Source organism: Pseudomonas sp. AL10 (assembly GCF_029960685.1).
Lineage (GTDB): Bacteria > Pseudomonadota > Gammaproteobacteria > Pseudomonadales > Pseudomonadaceae > Aquipseudomonas > Aquipseudomonas lactis.
Genome location: NZ_JASBQZ010000018.1, coordinates 76,277 through 93,798, shown reverse-complemented (window position 1 = coordinate 93,798; position 17,522 = coordinate 76,277). Strand labels below are relative to the sequence as shown.

The following is a 17,522-nucleotide window of genomic DNA, read 5'->3' as shown; positions in this document are numbered from 1 at the left end:
ATGAGACGCTTATGTCCCTTTCGATAAAGTTGCGTATCGCCGGCCTGACCGGCTTGCTCCTCAGTCCGCTGGCCCAGGCGGACTTTTCCATTCCAGGCTTTGAACTGGTGCACACCGTGCCCGTGGACACCGCCCTTAGCACCGACGATTTACGCCAGCCCGGCCCGGTATGGATCGAGCTGTTCGACGGCGCCAAAAGCCGCATTGATATCGGCCAGTTCTACGCCGCGGACCACCCAGGTTCGGTGATGAACAAGGTGCTTGATCACCTGGAAGCCGCCGGCAAACGCGGCGTGAAGATTCGTTTCCTGCTCGAAGAAAAAGGCATCAAGCTGTCGGACGCCGCCACCCTGGAACGCTTGCGCGCCATTCCCAACCTGACCTTACGCGTGCTGCCTTACGGGCAACTGAGCGGCGGAATCATCCACGCCAAGTACCTGCTGGTGGATGGCAAGCAAGCGTTTGTCGGCAGTCAGAATTTCGACTGGCGCGCCCTGGAACACATCCACGAAACCGGGCTGCGGATCACTGACGAAACGGTGGCGGGCCAGGTGCAGGCGATCTTCGAGCAAGACTGGCAAGCTCAGGCCGCGCTGGCGGGGAAACACCCGGTGCCGCTACCCGCCAGCGGCCAGGCACCTGCACGTACCGGCAACTACTTGGTGGCCAGCCCGCAACGCTACAACCCGCCCGGCGTGGGCGACTCACAGCTGGAACTGCCGCGCCTGCTGGGCGAAGCCAAAAAAGAAGTGCGCGTGCAATTGCTCGACTACGCGCCGCTGTCCTACGGACCGGATCGCACCCGGCCGTACTACGCCGTGATCGACAACGCCGTGCGCGCCGCCGCTGCCCGTGGCGTGTCGATCAAGCTGATGGTGTCCAACTGGAACACCGACCCACTGGAGCTGCCTTATCTCAAGAGCCTGGCGGTGCTGCCGAATGTCGAGATCAAGATCGTCACCCTGCCCGAAGCCAAGCAAGGCTTTATCCCTTATGCGCGGGTGATCCACAGTAAAACCATGGAGGTCGACGGCCAGGTGGCGTGGGTTGGCACCAGCAATTGGTTGGGCGGCTACCTGGATAATTCGCGCAATCTGGAGGTGGTGATGCGCAGTGAGGCGATGGCCAAGCGCGTAGGCCAGTTGCATGAACAGCTGTGGGATGGGCCCTATGCCAAAGCGCTGGATGTGTCGGCCGACTATGCGCCTCCCCACCCAGGTACGCGGTAAGTGACGGCGCGCAGGCACGGCGTTGTGTTTTCCTGATTGGCCGCTAGTCTTAGCATTTTCCGGCTGCAGCTTTAGCGGTGCTGCGTCCGGAGTCCACTTGCCACGAGACCACAGCCATGAAAACCGCTTTGCTTCGCACCACTTGTACGCTGCTTATGCTTATCTCCCTCGCAGCTTGCATCAACAGCCGTCAGCCCATCACGCTGGTCACCCTCGCCGACGGCACCCGCGGTTTGAAGAGCGCGGTTGATATTGGCCCTCCTGGCCCTTCCCAGGGCGATCTGTTCGTGTTCGACCAACCACTGATGGATCAGGACCGCCGTGATATCGGCAGCAACAGTGGCTACTGTGTCAGCACACGGCCAGGCGTTCACAGCCAATGCCAATGGACGTTACTGTTCTTCGGCTCAGGTGGCGCTGTTACAGGTACCGTGGTAGTCGCCGGCCAGGAACTGGAAGCCGGAAAATCCGTGGTCGCCGTCGTCGGCAGCACAGGCACCTATGCCGGTTCCACCGGCGAAATGAGCTCCGAACCCAACCCCGATGGTACCTTCACTCAGACCTTGTATTTGGTTCGGCCCTAACTCTGAAAAAGCCAGCGACTAATGAACGGTGCGTTTATTAAAGTAGGATTTTTCCTTGTTCAAGGTCTCCCCTACTGTTCCTTTGCAGTGTTAGTGTGTGAAATTGTTTCTGACATAACGATCAGAATATTTCCTACATTCACTTTGCAAAGGAATGCCTTTAACCATGCACTTTCCACTGAAAAAACTGGTGGCTGCCACCTTGTTCGCCGCGAGCCTGTCGGCAGTTGCCACTCCCGCATCCGCTAACATCACCGCAGACCAAAGCGCAGCCATCTTGAAGCAGTTCAGCGAGACCTCGGTCACCGATTTTCGCAGTTTCCTCGGCACCCTGGCTAAGGGCGAGTTCGGCAAATCGGCTGACACCGGCACTGCTATCAGCGCGTTTCTGGGCAACAAAACCCTGAGCGCCGAGCAGCAGAACGAGATCAATCGCCTGCTGGGCATTTACACCCGCGTTAAATATGGCAAAGCCGCGCTCGAAACCCTGCGTGAACTGGTGGAGATCCCTACGTTTAACGTAGACGGCCTGCCGCAATACAATAACCCGGAATTCCTCAAGATCGCCGCGAAGATCGAGGCCCTGGCCAAGTCCTTCAACCTGAACTTCCGTAACGTCGATAACCGCGTCTACGAAATCTCCCTGGAAGGCAGCGGTGATGAAGTCGTGGGGGTGCATGCTCACGCCGACGTGGTGCCGGTCACCCCGGAAAACTGGGTGCTGCAAGACGGCACCAAACTCGACCCGTTCAAAGTCACGCTGATCGGCGACCGCATGTATGGCCGCGGTACCGAGGATGACAAGAACGGCATCGTGGTGACGATGTACGCCATGAAGGTGATCAAGGAAGAAAAGCTGCCACTGGCGCGCACGTTCAAGCTGCTGGTGGACACCACCGAAGAAACTTCCGGTGAGGCTATTCCTTACTATTTCGAGCGCAATCCCGTGCCGCAATACAACCTGGCGCTGGATGGCGGTTACCCGGTGGTGATTGCCGAGAAAGGCTCGGGGACGGTCATGGCCACCTTCCCGGTGCGCAAAGGCGAAGGCAAAGGCGCAGAGATCATCGCGATGACCGGCGGCAAGGCGAACAACCAGATCCCATCGGCCTCGGTGGCCACGCTGGTCAGCGATACACCCGCCGAATTGGCCGCCAGCCTGCAACAGGCCGGTGCCGACTATGCCAAGCGCAACGGTGGCAATTTCCAGGTGACGGCCAAGGTCGATGGCAAGGACGTCAAACTCACGGTGACCGGCGTGTCCGCGCACTCCTCCGAGCCCGAAACCGGAGTCAACCCGGTGGCGCGCATGCTGGAGCTGATCCATAGCCTGGATGGCAAGGTCGCCCTCAAGCACAACCACATCACCGACGCCGCGCGGTATGCCGCCGACAACTGGGGCCTGGATTACCTGGGCGGCAAATTGGGTGTGGGCTACGCGGATGATTTCATGGGCCCGCTGACCACCTCGCTGACCTTTGTGGGCCAAGATGACAAAGCCTTCAAACTGGCAGTGAACCTGCGCGCGCCGAAAGGTAAAACCCCTGATTCACTCAAGGCGCAGATTGAGCAGAAGCTCACTGCCTGGAACCAGGATGCCAAGGTCAAGGTGAACTTCACGTACTCGCTCGACACGCCGATGTACCGCAACCCTGAAGGCGAGTGGGTCAAGGCCTTGTTGGCGGTGGCCACGGAAAACCTGGGGATGGCACACAAGTTCGGCACTTCAGCCGGCGCAACCTCCGTGCATGACCTGCCCAACGGCGTGCAATTCGGCCTGGCGCGCCCGGAAGAGAAGTACACCGGGCACACGGACAGCGAGTTCAAGACGGTTGAGCAGTTCTTGCTGGACCTGCAGATCGTCACCGAAATGATGGGCCGCGTCGGGCAGTTGCCGAAGCTCTGACGCAGCTGGAGCCCCGGCGAGGCTGCGATGGCGGCGGCACAGGCAGAATCTTCAGCGCCTGACCCACCGCTTTCGCAGCCTCGCTAAAGCTCGACAGCTCCCACAGGGGATCGGTTGTGTGGGCGAGATCTCGCTTTGCAGGGCAATCGAGATAAGCGCAATTCTCGGCAACAATGGCAGGCTCTTCAGCCTTGCAACATCAGCATGTCTTCAAAGAACCCACCGACCGGCTCGGTGGGATGGCACAGCTGGATCTCCAATACCCAGGCCATTTCACTGGGCGAGATCTCCAGGTCAGCCAACTCTTTGCTCTCGAACAATGCATGGGGAAAATCCGCAAGGCGGTGCCCCGCCAGGTTGCGCGCCAGCCTCCAGCCCTTTGACGCAGCGCTCTGCTCGGCGAAGTCGTAGAGTTCACGCCCGGTCAGGCCACGCAGCCAAGCTTGGCGTGTTTCATCGAACACTTCGTGCAAGGCCGTTGTACAGGCCTGATGCAACGGCGCATCGCCAAACACAAACGTATCGCCATAGTCCCCTTCGTAGCCATCCCACACCGGGCCAAGATCGACCACGGCAATATCATTAGCGCGCAGCCTGCGCTGACGATCTATGCCCTCGCGCGGTGGGCGCACAGTGTCGGCGCCAAAACGAATGTACGTCGGATGCCAAGTGTGCGAAGCGCCCATGGCCTGCAGTTGCCTCGCGGCCATCTCAAGGGCCTCACCGGTGGTCATGCCGACCTTCAACTGGCTGGCAATGGCCGCCAAGGCACGCTTGGATTTTTCCCGCGCCGCCAACATGCCGTCCAAGGAATAACGCGGACCGACTTTCTCCCAGACCGCGTCGAACGACAGGGAGACTGCTTGCGCACTTGACCGCCCACTGGCGACAAACGCCTCCGCGATAAACCGGTGGCTCGGCAACCCCGCTTCAAGGCAATGGGTGCGCACCTGGCCGAGCATTGCACCGTTGCCGCACGCATAAACCTGGGCCTGTTCCCACTGATGCCCATGACTCATTGCAACCTCTTGCACTCTGCCCTCGGATGACCGCACGCAATGCCAGCGAAAACGAGGATGCTCAAGCATCAGGTGGTCGAGAAATGCGCTGTCATAAAAATCCACCGATTGCGCGCCGCCCCAGTACAACGTCACGTCGACATCGCGCTTGAGCGCGGTCAGCAGGATAGGCTTGATGCCCGCATAACCAGTGCCCGTGGCGAATAACACCACAGGCGCCGCATCATCGTCCTGCCAGGTACAGGCACCAAACGGCCCTTCCACGTGCAGACGCTCACCCACGACGAGACCACCCAGGATCCCCTCGGAAAAGTACCCGCCACTCACCCGGCGAATCTGGAAGACCAACCGCCCTTCATCATCGGCGGGCAGGTTGGCAACCGAAAAGCAGCGCGTGTCACCGTCCGCCAGGCGGAACTTGAGGTATTGGCCAGCCCGCACCGCCACTGGGGTTTCGGGCGTCAATATCAACTCGATCACATCGGGCCCCAGCGCACGCTTGCTGTGCACTTGCGCCGCCACTACCAGCGCGGGCGTATCCAGCGACCAGCCGGGAATATGCAGGCGCATGTCGCCACAGGCGTGGCTCTGGCATAACAACATCTCATTGGCTGCCAAAGGATAAGAAGGCTGCGGCGCGCCCGGCGCCAGGCGCTTGGCCCGGTACGCACCTTCAGCGACCACTACCTTGCACGAACCGCAGGCGCCACGGCGACAAGAGAACGGCACGGCCAGGCCACTGGCGAGCATGGCGTCGAGCAAGAGTTCGTCGCCCGCGTCAAAGGTTTTCCCCGAGGGAGAGAGTTCGATGACATGACGTGTATTCATAAAGACCTCGGGATGAGTGAGACCTGATTGTTGCGCTAGACTAGGCCCATTAAAACCTCCAGATTTGGATACTTCAGATGGTCCAGATGCGTAAATGGCGCCCCTTGCTGCGGCTTGAAGAAGGCACCGGCCAGGCGTCCTACCGCAAGATTGCCGAAGGCTTGGTCAATGCCATCCTCGAGGGCCGCCTGCCACCTGGAACATTGCTGCCAGGCACGCGGGAAATGGCGCAGTTGCTCGACGTCAACCGCAAGACGGTGATCCTGGCTTACGAAGAAGCCATGACCAAGGGCTGGCTGGTCAGCGAGCCGCGCCGTGGCACCTTCGTCAATGCGCAGCTGACACCCAAGCAGCTGCCCGGCGTTACCCAACCGTCTTTCGCGCCGCCGTTGCTGGAGCAACCACGGGTACCCTATTTCACCCATAACGCCCAAGTGGTCGCGCTTGAGCATCGCCACGACGCGCTGTTTTTCGACAACGGCACCAGCGACCACCGCCTGCTGCCCCAAGCCGTTTTGCACCGTTACTATCGCCATGCATTGCGCAACAGCTTCGCCTCCAATACCGTGCGCTACGGCAGCGAAGGCACCGGCTATCACTTGCGCTGCGCCCTGGCCGAGATGCTGCGCAACAACCGTGGGCTGACGGTCACTGCCGAAAATATCTGCCTGACCCAGGGCACCCAGATGTCCCTGTACCTGAGTGCCAGCCTACTGCTCAAGCCTGGCGACGTGGTACTGGTGGAGCGCCTGAGCTACCCGCCAGCGTGGGAAATTTTCCGCAAGCTCGGCGCGCAGTTGGTCACGGTCGACATCGACGATGAAGGTTGCCGCACCGATCAGGTCGAGCGCTTATGCCGTGAGCACAAGGTGCGCATGATTTACCTCACACCCCATCACCAGTTTCCCACCACCGTGAGCTTGCACGCTGCACGCCGGCAGCACTTGCTGACGTTGGCCGCGCTACATGACTTCTGCATTATCGAAGAGGACTACGACCACGAATATCATTTCAGTGGCCGCCCTTACCTACCACTGGCCAGTGACCGCGCCCAACGCCATGTGCTGTACATCGGCTCGTTGTCCAAGGTGCTAGGCTCGACGTTCCGCTGCAGTTATATCGTCGCGCCCACCTCTGTGATTGAAGCCCTGCAGCGCAATGCCGCGCTGATGCTGGGCGATGCCGATGCGGTCGCTCAAGCCATGCTGGCAGACCTGATCAATGACGGGGAGTTGAAAAAACACTTGCGCCGCGTGTCGAAAGAATATCGGGCGCGCCGCACCGTATTGCGAGACTGCCTGGACCAGGCGTTTGGCGCTCGCATACAGGTGCGCGAGCCCGAGGGGGGCTTGGCGTTATGGGTACGTTTCGAGGAAGAAATAGACGTCGATAAGTTGGCAAACGCCGCACTGGACCACGGCGTCGTGGTGCGCAGCGGTCGTCAGTTTTCACCCAACGACCAGCCGGTAAACGCTCTGCGCCTGGGCTTTGCCTCTCTCGACCGGGACGAAATCCAGCAAGCCACGCAGCGCCTGGCCCAGGCGATGAACACCGTGGGCAGGCGCTGAAAAACTTACCCAGCAGTGCCCAGGAAAGGCAGCGCCAGGTACAACTTGATCACCACGGCGTTTGCGATATCGATGAAGAACGCGCCCACCATCGGCACCACCAAAAACGCGATCTGCGAAGGCCCAAAGCGCTGCGTCACCGCCTGCATATTGGCAATCGCCGTGGGCGTTGCACCAAGCCCGAAACCGCAATGGCCTGCCGCCAGCACCGCCGCATCATAGTTGCGGCCCATCACCCGGAACGTCACGAAAATCGCGAACAGCGCCATCAGCAATGCCTGCGCGGCCAGCAGAATGACGATCGGCAAGGCGAGTGCCGCCAGGTCCCAGAGCTTGAGCGACATCAGCGCCATCGCCAGGAACAGCGACAAACTGACATTGCCCAGCACCGAGACTTCGCGCTCGAACACCTGATGCCAGCCGAGCATCGACAGCCCATTGCGCAGTACGACACCCACGAACAGTACACACACGAACGTCGGCAATTCGAAAGCGGTGCCTTGGATGGCGGCATTCAGCAAGTTGCCGCCCTGTAGGCTGATCGCGACCAATGCCAGGGTCTCGATAAACGAAAACGCCGTGATCAGGCGCTCTTCATTCGGTTGTTCAAACCCCTTGGCCAGGCTCGACTGCGGTTGCCCAATACCTGGCACCTCGACCCGCTTGATCAGAAAACGCGCCACAGGCCCGCCGATCAGGCCGCCGAGCACCAGGCCAAAGGTCGCCGAGGCAATCGCCAATTCAGACGCCGAAGCCACGCCATACTGCTCACTGAACACCGCCCCCCAGGCCGCGCCGGTGCCATGCCCACCGGACAAGGTCACCGAACCCGCCAGCAAGCCCATCAATGGGTCAAGCCCGAGTGCCGACGCCAGCGCGATACCCATGGCGTTTTGCACCACCAGCAAGCCCGTTACCACCAGCAAAAACACTGCCAGGATACGTCCGCCTTTCTTCAGGCTGGCAAAATCGGCGTTCAAACCGATCGTGGCAAAGAACGCCAGCATCAACGGGGTTTGCAATGAAGGATCGAAGCGTACTTCGATATCGGCAAACCCGCGCAACGCCAGGAGCAGCATGGCGACCAACAGGCCACCGGCTACCGGTTCAGGAATATTGTAAGTACGCAAAAAGCCGATACGGGCCACAAGCCCGCGTCCCAGCAATAGCACCAGTGAAGCGGCAACGAGGGTTGAATAAAAATCGAGTTGAAGCATCCGGTCAGTTCTCTGAAGTGGGCAGGGAGAATGGGTGGCCAGAGTAGAGAACACAGGGCGAAAAGGCATCGACCCTACAAAAAATGCAGACTTTCCCTACAAGCCTCACAATAATAACCTACAACCGAGCTACGCCTCCCCATAGGCATAGGTATCTATACAACTCTATAGGCCGCCTTCGCGAGCAAGCCAGCTCCCACAGTTTGATCGCGGGGTGTCAGGGAGATAGGCGTCGGCTGTCAGGCCGTCTTCGCAGGCAAGCCAGCTCCCACATTTGGATCGTGGTGTGTCAGTTAGATCAGCGCCGGCTGTCAGTCCGTCACGGGTTCAGTTTCGTATCGATGTTGCGTATCGCCCCTCGAGAGGTACACCCAGCAGAGTTATCGACGACGCCTGCGCAGCAAAGGCCAGTTGGAGGCGAGCGCCCCCGGCTCAGCGTCACGCCCGGCAACTCGCACCAGGTCTGGAAACTCAAGCAGCAAAGCTCGATTGCCCCGGCCAATATGCTCCATCACCGCCAGGGTAATGTTTTCCCGCACCATGCCCGTCGAAACGTAGTACATAGCCCAGGCCTGCTCTGGCGTACACAGGCCGATCTGCTCTTCAATCTCTTTGTAGGCCTTGTAGTCGTCTGACTCTAAATAGCGCTGATCACCGCCCTGGCGCATGCTGTCTCCCTCCCCGGCCCCATCCCCATCACGTACCGCTTTTAACCTTGGTCCAGACCCGCGTGCGAATACGCTCGGCCTTCAGCGGCAAGGGCTCAAGCGGAACCAATGTCGCCATGGTCTTTTTATCGGGATAGATCCAAGGGTTATCCCGCAATTTTTGCTCGACAAACTCAGTGGCATCTTTGTTGGCGTTGGGATAAAGCATGTAGTTGGACGTCTTGGCTATCACCTGTGGCCGCAGCATGTAGTTGATGAACGCCAGAGCGGCCTTGGGGTGGCGAGCGTCCTTGAGCAACACCCAGTTTTCAGACCAGACCAACGCCCCTTCCCGCGGCAGGCTGTAGGCAATCTTGCGGCCACTGTTGGACTTTTCATTAATCGCCTGCGCCGCCAGTGCACCATTGGCCCAGCCGACGACCGCACAGATATTGCCGTCTGCCAGGTCGGTGTCGATTCTGGAAGAGTCGAAATAGAGTACATAGGGACGGATTTTCAACAACAGCGCCTGGGCCTTCTGGTAATCCTCTGGGTCAGTGCTGTTACTGGGCAGCCCCAGATAGTGCAAGGCAATGGAAATGATCTCGCTGGGGGAGTCGAGCATGGCCACGCCACAGGACTTGAGCTTGCTGATGTTTTCTTCTTTGAAGATCAGGTCCCAGCTGTCCACCGGAGCGTCATCACCCAGTGCCGCCTTGACCTTATCCACGTCGTAGCCAATGCCGGTGGTACCCCAGACATAGGGCACGGCGTAGCGGTTACCGGGGTCATTGACCGCCAGCAGGGACAGGATGTCAGGGTCGATGTGCGACAGATTACTCAACTGCGCACGATCCAACGGCTGCAGCACCCCGGCCTTGATCAAGCCGGGCAATACATTGGAGGTGGCCACCACCAGGTCATAACCGGTGCGCCCAGCCATGACCTTGCTCTGCATGGTTTCGGCGCTGTCGAAAGCATCCATATGCAGCTTGATGCCGCTCTCCTGCTGGAATTGCTTGGGCGTCTGCGGCTCAAGAAAGCCGAACCAGTTATACAGATACACCGAATTTTCAGCGGCGGCTGCGGGCGTGCTGATTGCAGCGCCCATAAACGACGCTAAAAAAATAGCTCGCAAGTGTGCTCGACTCATATGACTATCCCTGTCCACACGACGCGCCTTCATGGCTATCGTAAGCTCGGGGTGAATATACCGAGCCTCGACGAATAGTAAATACCTACAAGTACTTAGCTCTGGCCTGCAAAGCCCTAACCCTAAAGGGGTAGAACATGTCGCTTGACCTTCATAGCCTGGCTTGGCACCGATCAGTTGGAAAACTGATCATGCAGCTCAATCGCCCGGAGTTCTGGAGTTCGCTGATTCGGGTACTGAATGAATATGTGCAGATAGACAATTGGGTGGTGCTGGTTTTCGGTGACCACGCAGTGCGTGTGATCAGCCTGCCCGAGGTGGCCGATAGCGAAGAAATCGACGCCTTTATTCATCGCTATGTGAAAGGCCTGTATCTGCTGGACCCGTTCTATATCGCTGATCGAGAAAACCCGCAGAGCGGGTTCTTCCATCTGCTCGATATTGCGCCGGAACACTTCCGGGAAACCGAGTACTACCAACAATATTTTGCGCAGTACATCTCGGTCGATGAGGCGCAATACAACGTACGGCTCGATGCCGACAGAACGTTGTGCATGTCATTTGGCAGCAACCTGCGCTTCACCCAGGCTCAGATAACGGTATTGGACATGATCAAGCCGTGGGTAACAGCAATGATGCATCAACGCATGGGCTTTGAAACTGACCCGGCAAAAAACCTCACCGAGCCGACCCCATGGGCCGAGGCACTTACTCAGTTGGAAACACACGTAACGACGCGTGAAAAAGACGTGCTCAAGTTACTGCTCAGTGGGTTCTCCAACAAAGAGATCGCCGGCAAGCTGTCGCTGTCGACGGAAACCATCAAGGTTCACCGCCGCAATATCTACAGCAAGCTGAATATCAAATCTCAGTCGGAGCTGTTTGCGCGGTTTTTTATGCCACGGCAGGAGATTACATCGACGCGTTGAAGGGGGGCGGTGCGCTGGCGAGGTAAATTGCGCACAAACAAAAACGCCGATCATCACTGATCGGCGTTTTCGTTAAATATGGAGCGGGAAACGAGACTCGAACTCGCGACCCCGACCTTGGCAAGGTCGTGCTCTACCAACTGAGCTATTCCCGCATATGGCGTCCCCTAGGGGACTCGAACCCCTGTTACCGCCGTGAAAGGGCGGTGTCCTAGGCCACTAGACGAAGGGGACACGCTACTGAAACACATGGTGTGTGTTCCAGTGCCCAGAGGCCTTGTCCGAAGACTTGGTCCTGGTTTCACTCAATGCCGCCCGAGGGCCACACTGCTTGTAAATTGGAGCGGGAAACGAGACTCGAACTCGCGACCCCGACCTTGGCAAGGTCGTGCTCTACCAACTGAGCTATTCCCGCATATGGCGTCCCCTAGGGGACTCGAACCCCTGTTACCGCCGTGAAAGGGCGGTGTCCTAGGCCACTAGACGAAGGGGACACACGTACAACATTCACTCCCTACCGCGTTTCGCTGTGTGCTTTACGCTGTAAGTGGCGCGCATTCTATGGATGGATTGAAAGGTCGTCAACCCCCAAGGATAAATTTATTTAAATCAATGACTTCGCCATGGTTTCACGGCCTTCGCGGGCATTGGTACCGTCCGAGCCTTGGCGCCTATATTCTGGCGTTCGACAAGGCGCTATAGTTCACCCAGGCAAATGATGGCAATGTGCATCCATTCAGACAACGCCTGCCTATATAGAAGAAATCACCTGGGCAACTGGTCGATCGGTCCTATCCGCCGGATGACCCAGTCACTACACTCCACAGCACACCCTATTAAAGAGGTCACACCGGTGACACCACTCATGATCACCCTGCTGGTAATAGCCGGGATCGTAATACTGATCGCCATTGGCTACATGAACCACGTGGTGGAAAACAACAAGCTGGAAAAGAAGCGCACCGAGATCGAGCTTAACGATCGGCTGCGTCGCTGCGGTGAAATCACCGAGACCTTCCCCGGCCAACTGATGACCCCAGCACTCAAGCTGTTGCTGGCTCGCCTGGAGCTGAACGTCAACCAGCGCCTGTTGAACCTGAACAAGTCCAGCGCACCACTCAAGGCGCGTATCACCGAACTGAATGCGCTGATCGCCCAAGGCGAGTCGATTCCAGTGGCCAACCCGCCGGCACCGATCCAGACCGAAGCCAAGGCCAAGGACGTGCGCTTTTTGCTCGAAGCCCTGCACGGCCAAGTCACCCGCGCCGCCCAGGACGGCTTCCTGCCGACCAACGAGGCCAAGCATTGGATCAAGGAAATCCGGCATATCCTGGTGCTGCTGCACATCGAGTTTTTCAACAACCTCGGCCAGCACGCCCTGCTGCAAGGCCAACCCGGCCAGGCTCGCCTGGCGTTCGAGCGCGGCGTGCAGTACTTGCGCAAACAGCCGGAGCCGGTGCTCTACAGCGCCCAGTTGCAACTGCTGGAGTCCCAATTGGCGCGCGCCAACTCCACAGTGCTGACCAACAGCCAGCCTGCCGAGGACGAAGTCAACGAGTTGACCGAGGGCTTGAAAGTTGTTGACGCTGACGCCGAGTGGAAGAAGAAAGCTATTTACGATTGATGGCAACGCGAGCGCAATGCTCAAAGCAACGAAGATCAAAGGTGGGAGCTGGCTTGCCTGCGAAGACGTCGGCCCAGCAACATTGATGTTGCTGACCCACCGCTTTCGCGAGCAAGCCCGCTCCCACAGTTCGATTGTGGGGTGCCAGGTAGGCAAGCATCGGCTGGCAGGCCGTCATCGCAGGCAAGCCAGCTCCCACATTTGAAGTGAGGGGATGTTCGGAAGATAAGCGGCGGCTGGCGGGCCGTCGCGGGAGTAAGCTTGCTTGCCACAGCGCCCAAATCATCACATGCCATCAATGTGCACCTATCCCCCCGCCTCCGACTAGCGTAAAAAAGTGCCCCTCACTCCGTGAAACTAGAGGCCTGTTATGCCTGTCGCCGTGATTGATGGACAACCGCTGCACTATATCGACCAGGGCGCCGGCCCCGTCGTGCTACTGGGTTCGAGTTACCTATGGGCCAGCGACATGTGGGCGCCGCAGATTGAAGCGCTGTCGCAGCAATACCGCGTAATCGTCCCCGAATTGTGGGGCCACGGGGAGTCCGGCCCGTTGCCAGCACTCACCCATTCCCTGGATGACCTTGCCCGCCAGGCCCTGGCACTGCTGGATCACCTGGACATCGCACAGGCCAACCTGGTGGGCCTCTCGGTCGGCGGCATGTGGGGCGCACGCCTGGCGCTGCTGGCTCCCCAGCGCATCAACAGCGTGGTGCTGATGGACACCTACCTCGGGGCCGAACCCGAAGCAACGCGCCAGTACTATTTCTCGCTGTTCAAGATGATTGAAGACGCCGGGGCGATCCCCGAACCCTTGCTGGATGTGATCGCACCGATCTTCTTCCGCCCGGGCATCGACCGCGAATCCGCGCTGTACCAGGATTTTCGCCAGTCACTGCAAAGCTTCCCCAAAGAACGCTTGCTGGACAGTATCGTGCCGCTGGGCCGCCTGATCTTCAGCCGCGAAGACATCCTGGCGCAATTACCTGGATTGGACTCCGACACCACCTTGGTGATGTGCGGCGAGCAGGACAAACCCCGGCCACCGGCAGAATCCGAGGAAATGGCCGAGCTGATCGGCTGCAGCCTGATCCTGATCCCTGAAGCCGGGCATATCTCCAGTCGCGAGAACCCGGATTTCGTCAACGAGGCGCTGCTGACCTTCCTCGCCAACCACGGCTGATTGCCCTGCCCTCAGATCGCAGCGCCTTGGCTGCGATCAAAGGCGGAAATGCCCCACCATCCCCTTGAGTTGCGCGCCCAACTGCGCCAACTGGATGCTCGAGGCGGCATTGCCTTGCATGCTCAACGCCGAATGATCGGCACTCGCCCGAATACTGGTAACGCTGCGGTTGATCTCTTCGGCCACCGAGCTTTGCTCCTCGGCGGCTGCGGCGATCTGTTGGTTCATCTGCTGGATCAATGAAACGGCCGCCGCAATGCCGCCCAGGGCCCCTTCGGTTTCCAGCGCATCACTGACCGCCAGCTTCACCAGCTCGCCGCTCTGCTGGATCTGCTGCACCGAGGACTGCGCCGCACTGCGCAAGGTGCTGACCAGCCGTTCAATTTCCTCGGTCGATTGCTGGGTGCGCTTGGCCAGTGCCCGCACCTCATCGGCCACCACCGCAAAGCCACGCCCCTGCTCACCGGCACGCGCTGCCTCAATCGCAGCGTTCAAGGCCAGTAAATTGGTCTGTTCGGCCACGCTCTGGATCACACTCAACACGGTACCGATATTCTGGATTTGCGCGCTGAGGCTTTCGATGCTGGCGCTGGCACTGTTGCTGGACGTGGCCAGCAATTCGATACGCTGCAGGCTCATGCGTACCACCTGCTGGCCGCTATCGACTTTGGCATCCGCGGTCTGCGCGGCTTGGGCCGCCTGCTCGGCATTGCGTGCCACATCGTGCACGGTGGCGGTCATCTGGTTCATCGCCGTGGCGACCTGCTCGGTTTCGTCTTTCTGACTGCTGACTTCGGCGGTGGTTTGCTCGGTGACGCTGGACAGCGAATGCGCGGAACTGGCGAGTTGTTCGATCCCCGCCTGCAACCCACTGACCATCTGGCTCAAGCTGTTGCCCATCTGCTGCATCGCCTGCATCAACTGGCCGATTTCATCACGCCGGCTGACCTCCATGCGCCCACTCAGGTCACCCGAGGCGATCTGCTGGGCCACGGCGATCACCGCACGCAACGGCGCAACAATCAAGCGGGTGATCACCCACGCAGCGATCAAACCCACCAGCAGTGCCAGAGCAGATGAACCGATGATCAACAGCGTGCTGTGCTGCAACTGTGTTTGCATGGACTGGTCTTCGGCGGCATACGCCTGGTTGACCCGGCTGACCACTTGCTCGGCGCGGTCATGCAATTGCGTGTAGACCACTTTTTCCTGGGCCAGCAGCGCGGTGTATTCGCCGAGCTTTTCACTGAACGAAGCGATATGCCCGGCGACTTCATTGAGCACGGTCTGGTAGCCGGGGTCCTTGACCGTGGTTTTGAGTTTCTCGACTTCAGCCAGGGCCTGGTCGGCTTGCTCGATCTTGCCCTGCCCGGCGTCCTCTGCGTCTGCCCTGCGGCTCTGGTCCAGGCGTACCCGCGCCTCGTTCATGGCCTGCAACATCAGGCGCGACACCTGGCTGACCTGCCCGGCCTGCTCGATAAACTCCGCGCCCTCCTTGCCTTGGCTTTCCTTAAGGCCATAGGCACCGTCATCCGCCAGCCCGGCTTGCAGCACATCCAGGTTATTGGCCACGCTGGACACCGACCAACTGGCCATTTCCAGGGCGAGGTCTTTGGTCTGGGTCAACTCGACGAACTCATCGAATGCCTGGCGATAGGCGACCAAGGCTTGTTCAACGTCGCCCATCACTCGCTCGTTGCTGGCGGACCGAGCCTTGAGACGCGTGGCCTGGGCCAGCAGCGCATCGACACTGACATGCAGGGCATCAACGGCCTTGGGGTCGGCGTGCAGCGCATAGTCTTGTTCGATCAAGCGCACCTTGAGCAGGTCACTGTTAAGCGTCGACATCGACGTGAGGCCTTCGAAGCGCTGGCCGATGGTCTGCAGGGACCATACACCGATGGCCGCCACCAGGGCCGTCAGCAGCAGTACCAGGGTAAAACCCAAGCCGAGTTTTTTTGCCATACCGAGGTTGGCGAAATGTCGTTGCACGCCCGAAATCATTGCACTTGATCCTCTTGCAATGGCAAATGCCATAAGCCAGGTTTACAAGCAGCGAGATTCGCAACCCCGAGGCACTGAGCACAAGCCGCTGGCGCCGCAATAATGGCAAAAAGCTACATGTGCGTCGTTTTCAGAATGGTCGAGGTCGATCTTGCCGCGCCCATGGCGCGGAACAGCGTCAATGCGCGCTGGTCAGCCGCGTAGGCCACATTGATGCGCAGCCATTCGCTGCGCTCACCCGTGGGGCTGAACAACGCCCCCGGCGACAGCAACACACCGAGGCGCTGGGCGCAGGCTTGCAATCGCAAAGGGTCGGCCAAGCCCGGTCGCGCCCACAGGAACATGCCACCTGCGGGTGCGGCAAATACCTGCCACTCTTCATCCTCCAGCACCTGCAACGTCGCGGCCATCTGCGCGTTCAGGCGCTTGCGCAGGCGCTGCACCCACTTACGGTAAGTGCCGTTACTCAACAACGTCGCCACCATGGCTTCGGCAAAACGTGAGGTGCCGATGCCTGTCAGGGTCTTGAGCTGGGCCAATTGCGTGATGATCGCGGCATTGGCACACAGGTAACCCACGCGCAGGGCACCGCTCAGTGTCTTGGAAAAGCTCGACACATAGATCACCCGGTCATCATGGGCCAGCGCTGACAAGCGTGTGCAACTGGCATGTTGCAGGTCACCGTAAACGTCCTCTTCGATAATCAGGAAGTCGCGCTCGCGTGCCAACTCCAACAAGCGCTCCGCCACCGGACGGATCAAACTGGTCCCTGTGGGGTTGTGATACAGGCTGTTGATGAACAGGCACTTGGGCCGGTGGGTGTGCAGCAGCGCTTCCAATGCCGGGATATCCGGGCCACCACGGGTGCGCGGCACTTGCAGCAGCGTAACCCCCTGAAAGGCCAGTTGGCGATAGAGATTGCCATACCCGGGTGTCTCGACCACCACCTCATCACCGGGCTTGAGCAGCGTGCGTATCAACAGGTCCTGGGCATGGCTGGCGCCGTGGGTGGTGAGGATACGTTCCAGGCTAGCGGGCACGTGTATCTGGGTCAGGCGCTTGAGCAGTTGTTCGCGCAACGTCGGCAACCCCAAGGGTGTGCTGTAGTTGAACAGGCCGCCGGTGTCGGTACGGCTCAGTTCGCGGATCGCGTAGTTGATGTCATCGCTTTCGCGCCAGGTGTCGGGTAGCCAGCCGCAGCCCAGCTTCAGCTGGCCCAGTGGGCCATCGGTGAATGCACCCCAGCCCTGTTCGGCCCCTTCATACCAATGGTTTTCGTGGACCGTTGTGGGTGACGCCACCACAAACCCCGAGCCATGTCGGGGGGCCAGCAACCCCTGGGCCGCCAATCGTTCGAATGCCTCGATCACGCTGGCCTGGCTCAGCAGGTTATCGAGGGCCAATTGGCGAATGGACGGCAAGCGTGTGCCAGGGCTCACCCCCTCCTTGCGAATCCATTCTGCCACCGCGCTGACGATCTGCTGAACAACCGGTACCAGGGCTTGTCGATCGATCCCTAAATCCATGAGCCACTCACTTCAACTGTCTGTTAACCCCTAACAGTTAAGCACAGAAGCCCGGTAAAACCGGTCGCCAACTTTTATTAAAGTATTGATTTTATTGGGTTATTT

At 59.4% G+C, this 17,522-nt stretch carries 13 protein-coding genes and 4 tRNA genes; 7 read left to right on the top strand and 10 right to left on the bottom strand.

From position 1 onward, the window contains the following. Positions 1–11: 11 nt before the first annotated feature. The 3 genes from QK296_RS17855 to QK296_RS17845 all read left to right on the top strand — a co-directional run bounded on the left by QK296_RS17855 (position 12) and on the right by QK296_RS17845 (position 3,719). A complete protein-coding gene (locus QK296_RS17855; RefSeq protein WP_003190093.1) occupies positions 12–1,229 on the top strand; it encodes a phospholipase D-like domain-containing protein in 1,218 nt (405 codons plus the stop codon). A gap of 155 nt (positions 1,230–1,384) precedes the next feature. Then, the gene (locus QK296_RS17850; protein ID WP_232964720.1) at positions 1,385–1,813 is read left to right on the top strand and encodes a hypothetical protein; all 429 of its coding nucleotides are present in this window, start codon (positions 1,385–1,387) and stop codon (positions 1,811–1,813) included. 166 nt (positions 1,814–1,979) lie between these two features. Continuing rightward, on the top strand, positions 1,980–3,719 hold the full coding sequence (locus QK296_RS17845; protein WP_003190089.1) for a dipeptidase: 1,740 nt from the start codon (positions 1,980–1,982) through the stop codon (positions 3,717–3,719). Positions 3,720–3,904: 185 nt separating this feature from the next. Here the strand turns inward: QK296_RS17845 and QK296_RS17840 are convergent, their stop codons facing one another. Beyond that, positions 3,905–5,566: a M24 family metallopeptidase gene (locus QK296_RS17840; RefSeq protein WP_282391133.1), complete on the bottom strand. Its 1,662-nt coding sequence runs from the start codon at positions 5,564–5,566 to the stop codon at positions 3,905–3,907. Between the two features lie 77 nt (positions 5,567–5,643). On the opposite strand from QK296_RS17840, the gene QK296_RS17835 reads away from it, so the two are divergent. Further along, a complete protein-coding gene (locus QK296_RS17835) occupies positions 5,644–7,134 on the top strand; it encodes a PLP-dependent aminotransferase family protein (protein WP_003190087.1) in 1,491 nt (496 codons plus the stop codon). Positions 7,135–7,139: 5 nt separating this feature from the next. On the opposite strand, the gene gltS is transcribed toward QK296_RS17835, so the two are convergent. The 3 genes from gltS to QK296_RS17820 form a co-directional block, all read right to left on the bottom strand. Next, entirely contained in the window at positions 7,140–8,351 is a 1,212-nt protein-coding gene (gene gltS / locus QK296_RS17830; protein ID WP_003190086.1) for a sodium/glutamate symporter, read from the bottom strand. Between the two features lie 380 nt (positions 8,352–8,731). After that, the gene (locus QK296_RS17825; protein ID WP_032892595.1) at positions 8,732–9,019 is read right to left on the bottom strand and encodes a hypothetical protein; all 288 of its coding nucleotides are present in this window, start codon (positions 9,017–9,019) and stop codon (positions 8,732–8,734) included. Positions 9,020–9,047: 28 nt separating this feature from the next. Continuing rightward, positions 9,048–10,151 carry a polyamine ABC transporter substrate-binding protein gene (locus tag QK296_RS17820; RefSeq protein WP_003190082.1) on the bottom strand — a complete coding sequence of 368 codons (1,104 nt, stop codon included), beginning with the start codon at positions 10,149–10,151 and terminating at the stop codon, positions 9,048–9,050. Between the two features lie 137 nt (positions 10,152–10,288). Here QK296_RS17820 and QK296_RS17815 point away from each other — a divergent pair, with 137 nt between their 5' ends. Next, positions 10,289–11,080 carry a LuxR C-terminal-related transcriptional regulator gene (locus QK296_RS17815; protein WP_120247743.1) on the top strand — a complete coding sequence of 264 codons (792 nt, stop codon included), beginning with the start codon at positions 10,289–10,291 and terminating at the stop codon, positions 11,078–11,080. Positions 11,081–11,159: 79 nt separating this feature from the next. On the opposite strand, the gene QK296_RS17810 is transcribed toward QK296_RS17815, so the two are convergent. The 4 genes from QK296_RS17810 to QK296_RS17795 all read right to left on the bottom strand — a co-directional run bounded on the left by QK296_RS17810 (position 11,160) and on the right by QK296_RS17795 (position 11,574). Then, positions 11,160–11,235 (bottom strand) — tRNA-Gly (locus QK296_RS17810). A 3-nt stretch (positions 11,236–11,238) separates the two neighbouring features. Beyond that, a tRNA-Glu gene (locus tag QK296_RS17805) sits at positions 11,239–11,314 on the bottom strand. A gap of 105 nt (positions 11,315–11,419) precedes the next feature. Beyond that, positions 11,420–11,495: transfer RNA gene (locus tag QK296_RS17800), tRNA-Gly, on the bottom strand. A gap of 3 nt (positions 11,496–11,498) precedes the next feature. Next, positions 11,499–11,574, bottom strand: a tRNA-Glu gene (locus QK296_RS17795). Between the two features lie 359 nt (positions 11,575–11,933). Between QK296_RS17795 and QK296_RS17790 the strand changes: the two genes are divergently transcribed. Both QK296_RS17790 and QK296_RS17785 read left to right on the top strand, forming a co-directional pair. Next, positions 11,934–12,704, top strand: a complete 771-nt coding sequence (locus QK296_RS17790) for a hypothetical protein (RefSeq protein ID WP_032900506.1) — start codon at positions 11,934–11,936, stop codon at positions 12,702–12,704. Between the two features lie 370 nt (positions 12,705–13,074). Continuing rightward, a complete protein-coding gene (locus tag QK296_RS17785) occupies positions 13,075–13,887 on the top strand; it encodes an alpha/beta fold hydrolase (protein WP_094775071.1) in 813 nt (270 codons plus the stop codon). 36 nt (positions 13,888–13,923) lie between these two features. On the opposite strand, the gene QK296_RS17780 is transcribed toward QK296_RS17785, so the two are convergent. After that, positions 13,924–15,891 (bottom strand): methyl-accepting chemotaxis protein, encoded by a 1,968-nt coding sequence (locus tag QK296_RS17780; protein ID WP_192001928.1) that lies wholly within the window; start codon positions 15,889–15,891, stop codon positions 13,924–13,926. A 113-nt stretch (positions 15,892–16,004) separates the two neighbouring features. Next, the gene (locus tag QK296_RS17775; RefSeq protein WP_137205072.1) at positions 16,005–17,417 is read right to left on the bottom strand and encodes a PLP-dependent aminotransferase family protein; all 1,413 of its coding nucleotides are present in this window, start codon (positions 17,415–17,417) and stop codon (positions 16,005–16,007) included. Positions 17,418–17,522: the final 105 nt, after the last annotated feature.